Annotated in this window: 12 protein-coding genes and 9 tRNA genes; 20 read left to right on the top strand and 1 reads right to left on the bottom strand. The window is 35.8% G+C overall.

The window, feature by feature from the left end; translation table 11 throughout:
• Positions 1–34 precede the first annotated feature (34 nt).
• The 12 genes from rph to EB239_RS05775 all read left to right on the top strand — a co-directional run bounded on the left by rph (position 35) and on the right by EB239_RS05775 (position 2,866).
• The gene (rph, locus tag EB239_RS05720; RefSeq protein ID WP_003870475.1) at positions 35–820 is read left to right on the top strand and encodes a ribonuclease PH; all 786 of its coding nucleotides are present in this window, start codon (positions 35–37) and stop codon (positions 818–820) included.
• Positions 780–1,376 carry an XTP/dITP diphosphatase gene (locus EB239_RS05725; protein WP_003870474.1) on the top strand — a complete coding sequence of 199 codons (597 nt, stop codon included), beginning with the start codon at positions 780–782 and terminating at the stop codon, positions 1,374–1,376. The genes rph and EB239_RS05725 overlap by 41 nt, the downstream gene beginning before the upstream one ends.
• Entirely contained in the window at positions 1,377–1,877 is a 501-nt protein-coding gene (locus EB239_RS05730; protein WP_003870473.1) for a metallophosphoesterase, read from the top strand.
• A gap of 177 nt (positions 1,878–2,054) precedes the next feature.
• Positions 2,055–2,128, top strand: a tRNA-Gly gene (locus EB239_RS05735).
• 4 nt (positions 2,129–2,132) lie between these two features.
• A tRNA-Arg gene (locus EB239_RS05740) sits at positions 2,133–2,209 on the top strand.
• Positions 2,210–2,220: 11 nt separating this feature from the next.
• Positions 2,221–2,297, top strand: a tRNA-His gene (locus tag EB239_RS05745).
• Between the two features lie 3 nt (positions 2,298–2,300).
• Positions 2,301–2,375: transfer RNA gene (locus tag EB239_RS05750), tRNA-Gln, on the top strand.
• Between the two features lie 7 nt (positions 2,376–2,382).
• Positions 2,383–2,458: transfer RNA gene (locus EB239_RS05755), tRNA-Lys, on the top strand.
• 33 nt (positions 2,459–2,491) lie between these two features.
• Positions 2,492–2,578 (top strand) — tRNA-Leu (locus EB239_RS05760).
• Positions 2,579–2,585: 7 nt separating this feature from the next.
• A tRNA-Gly gene (locus EB239_RS05765) sits at positions 2,586–2,661 on the top strand.
• A gap of 14 nt (positions 2,662–2,675) precedes the next feature.
• Positions 2,676–2,752, top strand: a tRNA-Arg gene (locus EB239_RS05770).
• A gap of 38 nt (positions 2,753–2,790) precedes the next feature.
• Positions 2,791–2,866: transfer RNA gene (locus EB239_RS05775), tRNA-Lys, on the top strand.
• A 555-nt stretch (positions 2,867–3,421) separates the two neighbouring features.
• On the opposite strand, the gene EB239_RS05780 is transcribed toward EB239_RS05775, so the two are convergent.
• On the bottom strand, positions 3,422–4,603 hold the full coding sequence (locus EB239_RS05780) for an ISL3 family transposase (RefSeq protein ID WP_003870476.1): 1,182 nt from the start codon (positions 4,601–4,603) through the stop codon (positions 3,422–3,424).
• A gap of 396 nt (positions 4,604–4,999) precedes the next feature.
• Between EB239_RS05780 and EB239_RS05785 the strand changes: the two genes are divergently transcribed.
• From EB239_RS05785 to EB239_RS05820, 8 genes are all read left to right on the top strand, one after another.
• Entirely contained in the window at positions 5,000–6,553 is a 1,554-nt protein-coding gene (locus tag EB239_RS05785) for a flagellar assembly protein A (protein WP_129545106.1), read from the top strand.
• A gap of 35 nt (positions 6,554–6,588) precedes the next feature.
• Positions 6,589–8,898 carry a bifunctional diguanylate cyclase/phosphodiesterase gene (locus EB239_RS05790; RefSeq protein ID WP_003870566.1) on the top strand — a complete coding sequence of 770 codons (2,310 nt, stop codon included), beginning with the start codon at positions 6,589–6,591 and terminating at the stop codon, positions 8,896–8,898.
• Between the two features lie 415 nt (positions 8,899–9,313).
• Entirely contained in the window at positions 9,314–11,413 is a 2,100-nt protein-coding gene (locus tag EB239_RS05795) for a glutamine synthetase III family protein (RefSeq protein ID WP_003870567.1), read from the top strand.
• A 149-nt stretch (positions 11,414–11,562) separates the two neighbouring features.
• Positions 11,563–12,903 carry an ammonium transporter gene (locus tag EB239_RS05800; protein ID WP_003870568.1) on the top strand — a complete coding sequence of 447 codons (1,341 nt, stop codon included), beginning with the start codon at positions 11,563–11,565 and terminating at the stop codon, positions 12,901–12,903.
• 98 nt (positions 12,904–13,001) lie between these two features.
• Positions 13,002–13,340, top strand: a complete 339-nt coding sequence (locus EB239_RS05805) for a P-II family nitrogen regulator (RefSeq protein WP_003870569.1) — start codon at positions 13,002–13,004, stop codon at positions 13,338–13,340.
• A 57-nt stretch (positions 13,341–13,397) separates the two neighbouring features.
• A complete protein-coding gene (locus EB239_RS05810) occupies positions 13,398–14,108 on the top strand; it encodes a type 1 glutamine amidotransferase (protein ID WP_003870570.1) in 711 nt (236 codons plus the stop codon).
• Positions 14,109–14,473: 365 nt separating this feature from the next.
• The gene (locus EB239_RS05815; RefSeq protein WP_003870571.1) at positions 14,474–15,598 is read left to right on the top strand and encodes a class II glutamine amidotransferase; all 1,125 of its coding nucleotides are present in this window, start codon (positions 14,474–14,476) and stop codon (positions 15,596–15,598) included.
• Positions 15,595–17,100, top strand: a complete 1,506-nt coding sequence (locus EB239_RS05820) for a glutamate synthase-related protein (RefSeq protein ID WP_003870572.1) — start codon at positions 15,595–15,597, stop codon at positions 17,098–17,100. The genes EB239_RS05815 and EB239_RS05820 overlap by 4 nt, the downstream gene beginning before the upstream one ends.
• The last annotated feature ends 9 nt before the right edge of the window (positions 17,101–17,109 follow it).

Raw genomic sequence — 17,109 nt, forward strand, 5'->3', positions numbered from 1 at the left:
TAAACTATTTTTATTAAATGAAAGGGTTGAAGAAATGAACAGGATTGATGGAAGAGAATTTAATGAACTGAGACCTATAAAAATTACGAGAAATTTTAATAAGTTTGCTGAAGGTTCAGTGCTAATTGAGATGGGAAACACAAAAGTCATTTGCACTGCCTCCATTGAGGATAAGGTACCTCCATTTCAAAAAGGTACAGGTAAGGGTTGGATAACCAGTGAGTATGGTATGTTGCCAAGAGCAACTGAAACAAGGAATCCAAGAGAAGTAACTAAAGGAAGACCTAGTGGAAGGACTATGGAAATACAGCGGCTTATAGGCCGTTCTTTAAGGTCTGTAGTGGATTTGGATGTGTTAGGAGAAAAGACTATATGGATAGATTGCGATGTTATACAAGCAGATGGGGGTACAAGAACAGCTTCTATTACAGGCTCATTTATAGCATTGGCAGATGCACTTAACAAATTGGTAGAAAAAGGTGACATCCCTAAGATTCCTTTGAAAGGTTTTGTTGCGGCTGTAAGTGTAGGAATTGTGGAGGGAAATGAGCTTTTAGATTTATCCTTTCAAGAAGATTCGAATGCATTAGTAGATATGAATGTAGTTATGACAGACAAAGGAGAAATTGTAGAAATACAGGGAACAGGTGAAGGTGGACCATTTACAAAGCAGAATTTGACAGACCTTTTAAGCCTTGCAGAATATGGGATTGAACAGATTATCAAAATTCAAAAAGAAGTTCTTTCAGATATTGTAGATAAAATAGGAGTTGATTCAGTTGAAAATAATAATAGCAACCCACAATCCTCACAAAACTGAAGAAATAAAAAATTTTTTTAAAGGCTATCCTGTTGAAATTTATTCTATGGCAGACTTGGGTATAAAAGAAGACATAGAAGAGACAGGAAATACGATTGAAGAAAATGCTCTTATCAAGGCTCGCTTTTTAAAAGAAAAGGTTGATGGAATTGTTATAGCTGACGATACAGGATTGTTTGTGGAGCATTTAAATGGACAACCTGGAGTATATTCAGCAAGATTTGCTGGTGAAAATGCTACCTATGAAGATAACAACAAAAAATTATTAAAACTATTAGAGGGTGTTCCTTACGAAAAAAGAAAAGCTTATTTTAAGACAGTAATAGCAGTGGTAGAAAGGGAAAAAGAAACTTTATTAGAAGGCAAATTAGAAGGGCACATTTTAGATCATCCTCGAGGGAAAAATGGTTTTGGATATGACCCAGTTTTTTATGTCGATAATTTAGGAAAGAGTTTGGCAGAACTTACTATGGAAGAAAAAAATAAGATAAGTCATAGAGCTGATGCTCTTATGAAGTTAAAAAATTATATTTTAAAACGTCTGGAGGAAAAATAAATGGTTTTAGCAGTTATTAGCGACACACATGGTATATTTGCGCTGGTTAGGAAAAAATTGCGGGAGCTTAAAGGAATAGATTATCTTATTCATTTAGGAGATAATGCTTCAGATGCTATTCAATTATCTCAAGAGTTTGGGATTCCATTAGAGTATGTTAAAGGGAATTGTGATTTCCCTACAAAAGATGAATTGGAGAAAGTAATTGAAACAGAAGGCCAAAAAATCTTGTTAACTCATGGACACAGATATTATGTTAAATACGAGTATCAAACGATTTTAGATAGAGGAAGAGAATTGGGAGTAAATGCTGTATTTTTTGGCCATACTCATATTCCTATGATTTCAAAACATGAAGATATTTTACTTTTAAATCCAGGCAGTCCTTCTTTGCCAAGAGAAGGTGCAAAAAAAACTATAGCATTAGTGACAATTGATAAGACTGGTATATTCCCAAGATTAGTGAATTTAGAAGAAGTCTCAGTGCTAAAAGAAGCATAGAAAACGTAAGAGTGGGGAATTACCCCCTCTTATGTTTTCTATACAATTTAATCCAAAAAAAATTTTTAAAACGAGGTGTTGACAAAGATAAAGGCATCTGATATAATCTAAAAATGTCAGACGGATTAAGAAACAAGCAAGGAAAATTCTTCTGAAATCTCAAGTAAGTTAACACATGCGGGTGTAGCTCAATGGTAGAGCCCCAGCCTTCCAAGCTGGTTACGTGGGTTCGATTCCCATCACCCGCTCCAATATGCGCCTGTAGCTCAGTTGGATAGAGCAACGGCCTTCTAAGCCGTGTGTCGGGAGTTCGAATCTCTCCAGGCGCACCATTTATTGTGTGGTGGATATAGTTCAGTTGGTTAGAGCGCCAGATTGTGGCTCTGGAGGTCGTGGGTTCAAGTCCCACTATCCACCCCATGCTGGGATGTAGCCAAGTGGTAAGGCACCAGACTTTGACTCTGGCATTCGTAGGTTCGAATCCTGCCATCCCAGCCAATTATGTGACCCATTAGCTCAGGAGGTAGAGCACCTGCCTTTTAAGCAGGGTGTCCCGCGTTCGAGTCGCGGATGGGTCACCAGTTTTAAAGAGAAAAGTGAGGGCCTGAATTTGTGCGGGAGTGGCGGAATTGGCAGACGCGCTAGATTCAGGTTCTAGTGCCTAAAGTGGCATATGGGTTCAAGTCCCTTCTCCCGCACCATATAGATGCGGACATAGCTCAGTTGGTAGAGCATCACCTTGCCAAGGTGAGGGTCGCGAGTTCGAGTCTCGTTGTCCGCTCCATTTTAATTATGTATGCGCCCTTAGCTCAGTTGGATAGAGTGACAGGCTTCGAACCTGGAGGTCGTGGGTTCAAATCCTACAGGGCGCACCAGAGAAGAAAAAGCCAAATATATAACAACGGTTCTACGTGCGCCATTAGCTCAGTTGGTAGAGCAGCTGACTCTTAATCAGCGGGTCCGGGGTTCGAGTCCCTGATGGCGCACCAGTATTTATGCGAAGTTTAAGGGTATCGATAAAATGTCGATACCTTTTTTGTATGCGAAATTAAGGATTTTCTCCTTATGTTGGGGTCCACTAATTTTTTCTGCTATTCTTTCGGCTTAGAACTTTTCCTTGTCTAAAACTGTGGATACAGAGCTTACTATAATGCTTATGATGCTCAGAAACCTCAAAAAGAGCTTATACTTCATAGCGATTTGAGGTCACAATATACAAGTACTAAATTTGAAGAACTTATCTAAAGGTAACATAAAGGGGGCATTTAGAAAATACCTACCCCAGCTCTTGACAAAGAACCCAATGAGGTGGAATTGGTTAAACAATTTTCTGATTTTTTTTTTTTTGGTTCTTTGTCAATAGTTGGGGTGGGTATTTTTTTCTGAATGCCCACCTATAAATTTTATAACAAGAAATATTTGTTAAATTATGTTAGTTATGATAAAAGATATAGCTAGAAGTATGGGTGGATATTTATCTATGTCTTTTCATCAAAGCTCTATAATATCCTTGAATATCCTTTATCACTAAAAATAGCATTGCATCAAGCATTGCAATATAATATCCTTTTCCTGAATCGATAAAAATTTCTATAGCCATATGCAAGCCTTTTTAGTACTTTAATTTTATTATTGTAACCTTCTGTTACAGAATTAGTGTAAGGTATATCAAAGGCATTTGTTATTTCTTCAAACCAACGGTTAAATACTTGCACACATCTTTTAAATTCATCAATTTTGCTTTCTTTAGCTAACTGTATCCATCTTTTTAATTCTATTTTTGCCTCCTTTGAATTTTTGCATTTTAATACTTTATCATTAAATTCTTCTTTTAAAAGGTATGCTATCCTTAAGTCGTCACTGTACCAGAACATTACTTCCAATTCTTCTTTTTGTTCTGTTGTTAAAGTATCATATTTTGCAAGAAGTAGCTTACGGCTTCTTTTGAAATATTTTCTTTTATTGTCTGGTAGCTCTTTTTGTATTCTCTTTCTTACATTTTCTATCGCCCAATATATGTACCTTGTAAAATGAAATTTGTCTATTGCTATTTTAGCTCCTTTGAAATATGTTTTTACTGTATCTGAAAAAGGCCTCCACATGTCTATAATAACCCACTTTACTTTATTCCTGTCTTTAAATCTTTTGAAATATTCACTTAAATTCTCTTGTTTTCTGTCTTTTAAAATATCTAATATTTTTCTTTCTTTTGGGTCTACAATAATGCAATGATATTTCCTGCCTCCAGAGTTCCCTTTGAATTCGTCTATACTGATAACTTCCGGTAATGTTTTATAATCAGGTTCTACTCCTATTGTGTCTAAAAGTCTCATCACAGTCGTAATTGATACTCCTGTAACTTCAGATATATCTTTCATGCTTTGTTGTTTTTTTAGTTGTTGTAGTATGTAAATAGATAATCTGTTGGTCATTCTATGATAGCGCGGCAGAAAGTCTATATGTTCATAGAACTTCTTGCCACAGTGGCGACAAACGTATCTCCTCTTTTTTAGTACTATCACTGTTGGTTTCCCGAATAGCGGTACATCTTTTATCCTTTGTACTCTATAATCATGAATCTTAGATGTTATTTCCCTACATCTTGGACAAATATGTGGTTTCTGTTTCATCTTAATATGCAGTTCTATTCTGTTGTCATTTTCTATAACACCTTCCCAAATTATCTCTTCAGATTCTAGGAAATTTGTGATATAATTACCTTGCACTTATTCTGATGCCTCCTTTTTAGATTGTTTTTTCCACTTCTATTATAGCAGGCATTCAGAATAAGTGCTCTATTTTTATTCTTTTCTCCCCTACACCCCAACATTTATTATAGAACCACAAAACAAAGCCCAATATTGTTTGACCCCCATTCAATTTGTTTTTAAACATTTATCAAGATAATAAGGGCGAGAAAAGTGGATATCCACGTTCCCTGCAAGCTTTGATTTTTCGAGTTTTACCACAATAAGGACAACGGAAGATGGCAATTTTAGAATAATAAGTTTTGGAGTTAATAGATAATAGTCGCTTGGAGCTTACAAGGAGGTAGAAGATATCTTTGAATATAAAGTATCCATTAATATTCATTGGGGTGCCTAACACGCGGGGGTGTTTTTATGAAAATAGAATTAAGTGATATTTTGAAGAAAATGGGTGTTATTGTAGAAATTTCGGATGATGAAATGATTGTAACCTTAAAAAAAACCCTTTTTTCTTCCTGGGGTGATGTAGATATTCATGAATTTTTAAATATACTGGAAAGCGATCTTCGTAAGAATGGAATTATAGTGAGTGTAGATAAAAGTGCGTTAATTAGCGTATATACCCAAAATAAAAAAGAAGCAGTAATAGCAAGAGGAATACCATATAAAAGTGGCAGGGATGGTTATCTGGAATTTATTATAAAAACCGATAAACCGAGAATTCTTTATACCGAAACATTCTCTGAAGAAGATATATTTAAGATGGCAAGTATACCCTTTGCAAGAAAAGGTGATGTTATCGGAAAACTACATAAACCCATAAAAGGTGAAAATGGAATTAGCGTAAGAGGTAGAATTATACATGCACCGCCTGTAAGAGATGTTGAAGTAAAAATTCTCAGCGATTCCATAGTTTTTAAAGAAGATGAAGATAAGATAGTTGCGATAGCTGACATAAGGCCGGTTGTACATAAAAAAGACGAAAATGATAAATTTGTATATTTTTTTAATTCTATTCCCATGTTAATTTACGAAGGAAGTATCACGAAGAATTCAAGGTCTGTAACATTCGATGGTGACATTATAATAAACGGAAATGTTGAAAAAGGTAATCAAATAATTGCTTCAGGAAATGTTCAGATACTTGGTTCAGTTTACGAATCAGTAGTTCAGGGAGGGCAAAATATTATTATCCATGGCGGAATTGTTGATAGCCAGTTACATGCCGGTTTTTTACCAGGAAACATTTTTGATAAAATAGAACTTCACGCCGTAAATCTTATTGTTGAGAAATTATCGGCAATTTTTGTCCATATTAAAGAACTACCAACGGTTATGAATAATTCCAGACATTTAAGCGAGAAAATCAAATTAATCGAAACCTTAAAAGAAGAGTTAAAAACATCATCAAGAGAAATAAGTATGATACGCAGTTCAAATGTACTTCAAAATCTTCTGGAGCATTTAAAGAGTCTCGTTAAAACGCTCAACAACATTTTGGATTACGATATTATTGGTCTTATAAAACATTTAAATTCATTAAAAGAAATTTATGAAAAAATCCTCTTCATATCAAGGATTTTAGCCGAGGAACATGAAAACAAGGGGCGTATACTTGCAAAATGGGTTCATGACAGCAAAATTTATGCTATGAAGGACGTAATTATAACCTCAGAAGCAGGTTGTTATAATACAAAAATTTCTACAAATGGTTCAGTTTCCATTAATGGTAAGGTTAAAATGAGCACGATCGAATTTGACAAAAATATCTTTGTAAAAGAAGCCGGATCGCACGGCGTCGGCAGTTACGTATTATTAAAGGGAAGTAAAAATTCAATAGTAAAAATCCTTTACGGCTATGAAGGAGTCGAATTATACTTTGATAAAATAGGCTACAAATTAAAAAATGGTGAAAAAATAAAATTATATTTAGACAAAGATGAAAAAGTCGTTGAAGACATTATTTAAAGAATAGTTGTCCAGAAAGGAGAAATTAATGGCGAATGGAGAAGTTACCTAGTCAGAAGAAAAATAAGAGTTTTATTGAAGAATCAAAGAAATCAATTGCTTATCTTCAGAAGAGAGAAGAATTTTTAAGCAGAATTTTTGAAAACGAGCAGATGCTTATAGTAGTCTGGGCATTGGATGGTAGAGTAGTTTGGTTCAACAGATATACCCAGGCTGTAATTGGTATAGCGGTCGAAGAACAAACAGAGAGGATAGATGTAAGTTCAATAATTCCCAGGGACACGATAAGTCGTATAAAAGAAAATTTGGACGACATTGGATATAAAGGTATTCATTACAAATGTGAAAATCCGATGGCTTTGAAGGATGGCAGACAAATTTATATTATGTGGCATAACAGTATTATTTGGGATGATGAAGGAAACAGGTATGTTGTTTCAACTGGTATAGACATTACAGACCTAAAGAATGCTGAAAGGAGACTTGAAGAAGCAAATAATAACCTTGTTGCTTTAAACGAGGAATTGATGGCTCAACAGGAAGAGCTCTCTGCAATGAATGAAGAACTTATGGCCCGGGAAGAAGAGTTGAGGCAGAACTTAATTGAAATACAAAGGCAGCAGGAAGAATTGAAAAGAAGTGAAGAACGCTACAGATTGGTAGTTGAAGGAGCAAGCGATGGACTATGGGACTGGGATTTGATAACGGATACGGCATACATATCCGAGAGGTGGAAGGATATCATTGGCTTTGATAAAGAAGTAATAAGCAACTACCGTGAAACATGGACTAAATTCATCCATCCCAGAGATGTTAAAACCGTCATTAATAATCTACGTAATCATCTTGAGAAAAAGACACCATTTTATTTATGCGAATACAGGATCAAAACAAAAGACGGTAGATATATTTGGATTCTAAGCAGGGGAAAGGCATTGTGGGATGAAGATGGCAGAGCCATAAGAATGGCAGGGTCACACACGGATATTACTGAGCGGAAACAGATGGAAAGCAAGTTAAAATACATGGCATTCTATGATCCTTTAACTGGCCTCCCTCGCCGGGAGATTTTTATGGATAGGCTCAAAATTGCCATGGCAGATGCAAAAAGGAATGGGAAGAAACTTGCAGTGTTTTTTGTCGACCTTGATAATTTCAAAACAATCAACGACTCCCTGGGACATCATATAGGTGACAGGCTATTGAAAAAGATTGCCAAGAAACTGAAGGCGTGTCTGCGTGAATCAGATACGGTATCCAGAGTGGGCGGTGATGAGTTTGTCATTTTGTTACCTGACATAATTAATATGGACGATACGAATAAGGTTGCAAACAGAATATTGGAACTTTTCAACCAACCGATAAAGTTCAATAATCATGAATTGCATGTCACTATTAGCATAGGTATTGCCATATATCCTGACCATGGAAAAAATGAAAGAGTTATAGTCAAAAATGCAGATATAGCAATGTACAGGGCTAAAAGAGATGGAAAAAATGGTTTTCAATATTTTGACAGCATTACGAGAAAAGAAGTCGAAGTTGCCAGCACAATAAGAAGAGATTTAAGGTTGGCTTTGGAAAAAGGTCAGTTCTTTTTGTGCTATCAGCCTCTTGTTGATATAAGGACTGGTAAAGTGACGAGTATGGAGGCACTGTTGAGGTGGCAGCATCCTAAAAAAGGACTGATCAGTCCCATTCATTTTATTCCGATTGCTGAAGAGACACGACAAATAATATCTATAGGTGAATGGGTGTTAAGGGCAGCCTGCAGGCAAATGAAAGAATGGCTTAATATGGGGTATTCTGGCTTTAATGTTTCGGTGAATGTTTCAGTGCATCAGCTGCAGCAGCCTGATTTTGCAAAAGTTGTGTTTGATATACTAAACGAGATTGAACTTGAACCGAGATATTTGGAACTGGAGATTACTGAAACCATCCTTATAGAAGCAATGGAAACGGTGGTTAGAAACCTTTATCGCTTGAAAGAGGTAGGGGTCAAAATAATAATAGATGATTTCGGAACGGAAAATAGTTCTTTCAAATACCTCCAAAAATTTACGGTTGATGGTTTGAAAATTGACAGGTCATTTGTGAGCGAGATAAAGGTAGAGGTAAATAAGGCTATTGTCGATGCGATTATTTTCTTGGGGCACAGGATGAAACTCGGCGTAACTGCCGAAGGTGTGGAAACAAAAGAACAGCTTGATTGTCTTATAGAGAGCGGGTGCGACAAAGTTCAAGGTTATTATTTCAGCAAACCGTTGCCTCCGGATGAGGCCATTCGAATGGTTCAGAAAGAATCCAATTACTTCATCTTTAATGCTTGGAGAAATAGAATATAAAAGGACATATTACAAGTCAAGAGAAGATGGGATGGAGTAGAAAAGGATTAAAGCTGATGGCAAAATTAAGAGTGTTTAGTAAAATTTTTAAGGCAATAAAATATGAAAATATAATATAAAAAACCAATAGAAACAAGCACACGGTGAAAGCCATGATTTAAGATATTTCAGGAGTTGTTTATAAAAATTATCCTACAGTATCTTGACACTATCTTTGATAAAAAAGTACTTGAAATCAAAATAAAAATGTGCTATTATAAAATCAACATGAAAATTTAATAGTGTGTGAATGAAACAAAGGCGTTTCATCCTGTATTTTAGAGGTGGCGCCTTTGTTTTGTTTTTAATATTTGTATTTTAATTAATTATCAATTTATTATGTTAATTTATAAAAATTTAAGAGGAGGAAATTACTATGGCACAAAACACTCTAAGCGACATTTTTGGTTCAAATGTTTTTAACGATTCTGTCATGAGAGAACGCCTTCCAAAGGCAACATACAAAGCTTTAAGAAAAACAATCGATGAGGGAATTCCATTAGAACCAGCAGTTGCTGAAGTTGTAGCAAATGCAATGAAAGATTGGGCAATTGAGAAAGGAGCAACTCATTTTACTCATTGGTTCCAGCCATTAACTGGAATTACTGCTGAAAAGCGGGATTCTTTCATTTCTCCTACTCAAGATGGTAGGGTAATAACTGAATTTTCTGGAAAAGAATTAATTAAAGGCGAGCCTGATGCTTCTTCGTTTCCATCAGGTGGTTTAAGGGCTACCTTTGAAGCAAGAGGATATACAGCATGGGATTGTACATCGCCCGCTTTTATAAAAGATAATACGCTATATATCCCCACCGCTTTCTGTTCGTATACAGGCGAAGCGCTAGATTTAAAAATACCCTTACTGCGTTCTATGGAAGCTTTATCAAAACAAGCTCTTCGAGTATTAAGATTATTTGGTAATACTACAGCAAAAAAGGTTATTACAACCGTAGGACCTGAACAGGAATATTTCTTAATTGACAAAAAGATGTATGATAAGCGTAAAGATCTTATACTTACAGGAAGAACTCTATTTGGTGCTAAATCACCAAAAGGTCAAGAAATGGAAGATCATTATTTTGCTTCTATCAAAGAAAGAATATCAGCATTTATGAAAGATCTAGATGAAGAATTGTGGAAATTAGGAATTCCTGCTAAAACTAAGCATAATGAAGTTGCTCCTGCTCAGCATGAACTCGCTACAGTATACAATACAGCTAATATTGCATCAGATCATAATCAATTAACAATGGAGCTAATGAAAAAAATTGCTTTAAGGCATGGACTTGTATGCCTTTTGCATGAAAAACCTTTTGCAGGAGTCAATGGTTCCGGTAAACACATTAATTGGTCAATGAGCACCGATGATGGTCAAAATCTCTTAGATCCGGGACATACACCCCACGAAAATGCACAATTTTTAGTTTTCCTGTGTGCTGTAATCAAAGCTATCGATGAATACGCTGATTTGGTCAGAGTAGCCGCTGCAACACCAGGAAATGACCATCGTCTTGGTGCTAATGAGGCACCGCCCGCAATTGTATCAGTCTTCCTTGGCGAACAGCTTACGGATATTCTTGAACAAATCGAAAATGGTGGTGCAACAACTTCAAAACAAGGAGGAGTACTAAAAGTAGGTGTATCAACTCTTCCTGCACTACCAAAGGATTCAACAGATAGAAACAGAACATCTCCATTCGCATTTACAGGAAATAAATTTGAATTTAGAATGGTTGGTTCTTCTTCATCAATTGCAACTGCTAATTTTATATTAAACACCATTGTTGCTGAAAGTCTATCCCAGATTGCAGATAGGTTGGAAAAGGCCACAAATTTTGATGAAGAAGTGCAACTGTTGCTTAAGGAAATTGTAAAGAAGCACAAAAGAATTATATTTAATGGGAATGGTTATTCAGAAGAATGGGTAAAAGAGGCAGAAAAAAGAGGACTTCCAAATATTCGATCAACAGTTGAAGCTATTCCTGCTTTAATTAAAGAGAAGAATGTCAAACTCATGGAAAAACACGGTGTTTTAAGCAAAGTTGAGCTTGAATCGCGATATGAGATTTCTCTTGAAAATTATATAAAAACAATTAATATTGAAGCTCTGACAATGTTGGATATAGCAAAACGGCAAATACTCCCAGCTGTAATAAATTTTGCCACAAAAATCGCAGAATCAATAAATTCTGTAAGAGCAACAGGTCTAAATGTTGATATAAGTGCACAAACCGAATTGTTAGAAGAAGTTTCTTCGCTAATGAGTGAATTTAAGAAAAACATATCTGAACTTGAAAATGCAGTTAATGAAGCTTCAAATATGAATAGTGATTCTTATAGCAAGGCTTGTTATTACAGAGATGTAATATTTACAAAAATGGGTATTTTAAGAGAAATTGGCGATAAACTGGAAACAATCGTAGATGCAGAATTGTGGCCACTACCAACATATGCCGACATGTTATTTAACATTTAACTTTTTACAGTGTCATCTAATTGGACATAAAAATTAATATTTTAAAGTACAAAAGCAATGGCGCTTTTGCAACAGGCTAAAGCCTAAGGCAAAAGCGCCATTTTCTATGTTGGCTTAAAACAGAAAAATTTAGAGGAGGTTTATACAAAATGGTGAAGAAGATTTATTTGTTATTCTCTCTTATGTTTATGTTTTTAATTATACCAAAGTTAGTTTTTGCTTCTACAGGTAAAATCAATACAGGTGATACTGCTTTTGTGCTATTTTCTGCTGCGCTTGTTATGATTATGACTCCAGGACTTGCATTCTTTTACGGTGGCATGGTTAGTAGTAAAAATGTAATAAGTACCATGATGCAAAGCTTTATAATTATCGCAATAGTATCAATCCAATGGATATTATTTGGTTTTTCGTTATCGTTCGGAAGCGATGTAGGACATATAATAGGAAATTTACAATGGTTAGGGTTGAAAAATGTAGGATTTGAACCTTATGACGCATATTCTGCAACAATTCCTTTTATGGCATTTATGATTTACCAGTTGATGTTTGCAATAATTACACCTGCTCTTATAACAGGCGCTTTTGCTGAAAGAATGAGATTTGGTTCGTTTTTATTATTTACTCTATTGTGGACAACACTTGTGTATGATCCTATTGCACATTGGGTATGGGGCAACGGAGGATGGCTTAAAAATCTTGGTGCACTGGATTTTGCGGGTGGTACGGTTGTTCATATCAGTTCAGGTATTTCAGGCCTTATAGCGGCAATTTTAATTGGAAAGCGTAAAAATGTTAATATAATTCCCCATAATATACCTATGGTTATTATGGGTACAGCAATTTTATGGTTTGGATGGTTTGGCTTTAATGCAGGAAGTGCATTAGCAGTAAATGGAATAGCTGTTAATGCATTTGTAGTGACAAATACGGCGGCTGCAGCGGCTGCGCTCGGTTGGGTTATAGTTGAATGGAAAGTAAATGGCAAACCAACACTTTTTGGTGCGGCAAGTGGAGCTGTGGCAGGACTTGTTGCAATAACACCCGCTGCAGGTTATGTAACTGTGGTATCAGCAATTATAATTGGTGTTATCGCAGGAATATTGTGTTATTTCTCAGTTAATTACTTAAAGCATAAATTTAAATATGATGATTCGCTTGATGCATTTGGCATACATGGTATTGGTGGTACGTGGGGGGCTATAGCAACAGGTATATTTGCTACAAAGGTAGTAAACCCAGCAGGTGCTAATGGATTAATATATGGAAATGTACACCAATTTATAATACAAATTATAAGTGTTATTGCGGTATATGCTTTCGCAAGCATAATGACATATGCCGTACTTAAATTCATAAGTCTGTTTATGGACTTAAGAGTAAGTGAGGAAGAGGAGGAATCAGGTTTAGACATATCTCAACACGGTGAAGGAGCTTATAATAATATAGAACTTAAATATAATTATTTTAGCTATTATGATAATAATTAAAAACACAATTATCTATACAACATTGTTTAGAAAATAATATTAAACAGTAGAAATTAATATCGAATATATTTTGAAAAGTTTAAAAGGAGTGATTTGCTTTGAAGAAAATAGAAGCAATTATACGGCCGGAAAAATTAGAGATTATTAAAGACCAGTTAAGTAAATTTGATATTCACGGTATGACTGTTTATCCAGTAATGGGTTGTGGAAATCAAAAAGGCTGGACCGAGGTTTACCGTGGTAATGAATATTTTATCAATTTATTGCCTAAGGTTAAGATTGAAATTGCAGTAACTGATCATCAGGCGGAAAAGTTAGTAAAGCTGATATCAGAAGTTGCACGGACTGGAGAAATTGGAGATGGTAAAATTTTTGTGGTGAATTTAGAAGATGTGATACGAGTTCGTACTGGCGAACGAGGTGAAGAAGCACTTTAAATAGAAAAATTGATTGAATCTGAATAATCATAATTGTTTAGCAAAGGAGATGAGATAATGCAAGTTTTAATCATCCAACATGTAACTCAGGAAGGACCAGGTCTTATAGCTGAAATTTTTTCGAAGAAAGGATGGAAGTTAGATATTCGCGTAATGAATCAACCTGGAGCTATTTTACCTAAAACGGTGGCTGACTATAATGCTGTGATAATATTGGGAGGTCCAATGGGAGCATACGAAGAAGAAAAGTACCCATATCTTTATCAAGTACAAGAACTTATACGCGATGCGATAGAAAGACGAATACCAGTATTAGGAATATGTTTGGGAGGACAGCTTATTGCCAGGGCGTTGGGAGCAACAGTTAAACCTAACCCGGTAAAAGAAATTGGGTGGTATAAAATACATTTGACAGAAGCAGGGGAAAAGGCCTTTCTTTTTCAGGATTTGCCAGAAGAGTTTTGGGCTTTTCAATGGCATGGAGATACTTTTGAACTGCCTGAAGGGGCTCTTCTCCTTGCAGAAGGTGATACTTGTACTAACCAGGCTTTTGCTTATCAGGATTGTGCCTGGGCTTTACAATTTCACCCAGAAGTTACACCTATAATCGTTAGTTATTGGACTGAGATTTATCAAGAAGAACTTATAGAGTTTGCTGGACCAGGAGCAGTGGCTCAACTTAAAGAGGAGACAAAAAGGCTGTGGGAAAAGAATCAGGAAGTTTTTTCCCGTTTTTGGGCGAATTTTTGCCGACTTTTGGATGTTTAGGGAGAAGAACGAGAACAATAGAAAGAGCATTGCAGATATAAAAAAGCACCCCCACTTTTTATGCGTAGAAAGTGGGGGTGTTGTCATTCTACATATAAGTTACCTATGATGTTAAAGTATCTAACTGTTTTTTTTTTTGCCCACTACATTTAAGTGAAGAATTAACCTAAAAATAATTTATGAATTTTTCATATTAACATATTGCAAAATTAATAAAATATATTATAATTAACATAACACTCGTAATTTAGGAGTGATAAGCATTTTGCCACAATTTGAGGACAATTTTAAACAGTAAACATTTTCGCTTGATGCAACTTTCAAAAAAAATATTGCATATAAAAATTTTTTAAGGGGGTTATAAAATGTTGAAGGAAGGTTATGTAAGAATACCTTCGGGATGTGCTATAAGTGGCATAATTGATCGCACTGGTCGTCTATTTTCGGGGCAATCTATAGCAGATTCCATCGCGACAATGCATGATAGATCAAATGGTCTTGGAGGTGGTTTTGCTGCATATGGCATTTATCCTGATTTTAAAGATTACTTTGCATTTCATATGTTTTATGATGATTTGATAGCTAAACAGGAAACAGAGAATATTTTAAAAGCAAATTATATAGTCGCTTTAGAAGAAAAAATACCCACACGAAAAACGGCACATATTAAAAATGCACCATTAATTTACAGATATTTTGCTATACCAAGGCCAGAGAAATTGAAATTATCAGAACTGGATGAAAATGAATTTACAATTAAATTTGTATTTAATATAAACAGTAACATACCAGGCGCATATGTTTTTTCTAGCGGGAAAAATATGGGAGTATTTAAAGCAGTAGGTTACCCAGAAGATGTTGCAAATTTTTATAAATTGGAATCTTACAAAGGATATATGTGGTTGGCTCACGGTAGATTTCCAACGAATACACCAGGATGGTGGGGTGGTGCACATCCTTTTAATCTGTTAAATATCTCTGTTGTTCACAATGGCGAGCTTTCTTCGTACGATACTAATCGTAAATATTTAGAAGAGTTTGGATATATTTGCACCTTGCAAACTGATACAGAAGTTGCGGCATACATTTTCGATCTTCTATTAAGAAGACATGGTTTACCAATAGAACTTGCATGCAAAGTAGTTGCATCGCCTTTGTGGAAGCAGGTTGAAAGGATGTCACCAAAAGAAAAAATTTTATACACTAACCTGAAAATAATTTATGGGAGAGCACTCCTAAATGGTCCATTTTCAATGATAATAGCATATGAAGATGGCTTTGTGGCAATAAACGATAGGATTAAACTAAGGCCACTTACTGCTGCAAAAAAAGGCGATATGATATATGTAGCCAGCGAAGAGTCAGCAATAAGGCAAGTATGCAAAAATCCTGAAAGCGTATGGATTCCTAGAGGTGGAGAACCTGTTATAGCTGAGCTCATACGTGACAACGAAAAAGAAATGTATTCTACAAAGGAGGTTACTGCATGAGTTTAAGCTACCTTACTCCAGAATTTAAAGTACTCAGAGATTACGATAAATGCATTAACTGTAAGGTTTGTATGAGACAGTGTTCATTTGAAGTTCACAGTTATGATGAACATCTAGATAAAATGATTTCAAATGATATGAATTGTGTAAATTGTCAAAGATGTGTCGTATTGTGTCCAACACAAGCTCTTACAATTATTAAACATCCTCAAACATTTAAAGAACATGCCAATTGGACTTACGATGCTATAAGAGATATATACAGACAGGCAGAAACAGGTGGAGTTCTTCTGTCATCCATGGGAAATGATAGGCCTTATCCTGTATATTGGGATAAAATGGTTATAAATGCAAGCCAAGTTACAAACCCCTCTATAGACCCGCTAAGAGAACCTATGGAGTTAAGGGTATATATAGGTAGGAAGCCTGACAAGATAGAAATAGACGAAAACCTTAATGTTAAAACAAAAATGCCTCCACAACTCAAACTTGAGACACCAATAATGTTTTCAGCAATGTCTTATGGTTCAATAAGTTACAATGCTCACGCAGCTTTGGCAAGAGCTGCTGAAGAGCTTGGGATACTTTATAATACTGGTGAAGGGGGGCTTCATAAGGACTTCCGGAAATATGGCAAAAACACAATTGTACAGGTAGCATCAGGACGTTTTGGTGTTGATAGAGAATACCTTAATACTGCGGCGGCTATTGAAATAAAAATTGGTCAGGGTGCAAAGCCTGGGATAGGTGGTCATCTACCCGGTGAAAAGGTGAGTGAGGACATCTCGGCAACAAGGATGATACCAGCTGGAAGTGATGCTATATCTCCTGCACCGCATCACGATATCTATTCAATTGAAGACCTTGCGCAATTAATATATTCATTGAAGGAAGCTACCGATTATCAAAAACCTGTTGGTGTTAAAATTGCAGCAGTCAATAATGTGGCGGCAATAGCTTCGGGAATAGCAAGAGCTGGAGCAGATTATATAGCAATAGACGGATTTAGAGGCGGTACAGGGGCTGCTCCAAAGAGAATAAGGGATAACGTAGGAATTCCAATTGAATTTGCAATAGCTGCTGTAGATGCAAGACTCCGTTCTGAAGGTATAAGACATACAATATCTTTAGTTGCAGCGGGTAGTATTAGAAACAGTGCAGACATAGTCAAAGCAATAGCTCTTGGTGCAGATGCTGTTTACATTGCAACAGCTGCTTTGATTGCTTTGGGATGTCATATGTGCCAAAAATGCCATACTGGTAAATGCAATTGGGGAATTGCTACTCAAGATCCTAACCTTGTTAAAAGATTAAACCCAGAAATCGGATATAAACGTCTTGTTAACCTTGTTCAAGCATGGAGTCATGAAATAAAAGAGATGCTTGGTGGAATGGGTATAAATGATATTGAAAGTCTTAAAGGCAATAGGTTAATGCTTCGTGGCATAGGAATGACACAAAAGGAACTTGATATACTTGGCATTCTTGCTGCCGGCGAATAGGAGGTATAT

Origin of the sequence: Thermoanaerobacter ethanolicus JW 200 (assembly GCF_003722315.1) — a bacterium.
GTDB classification, from domain to species: domain Bacteria; phylum Bacillota; class Thermoanaerobacteria; order Thermoanaerobacterales; family Thermoanaerobacteraceae; genus Thermoanaerobacter; species Thermoanaerobacter ethanolicus.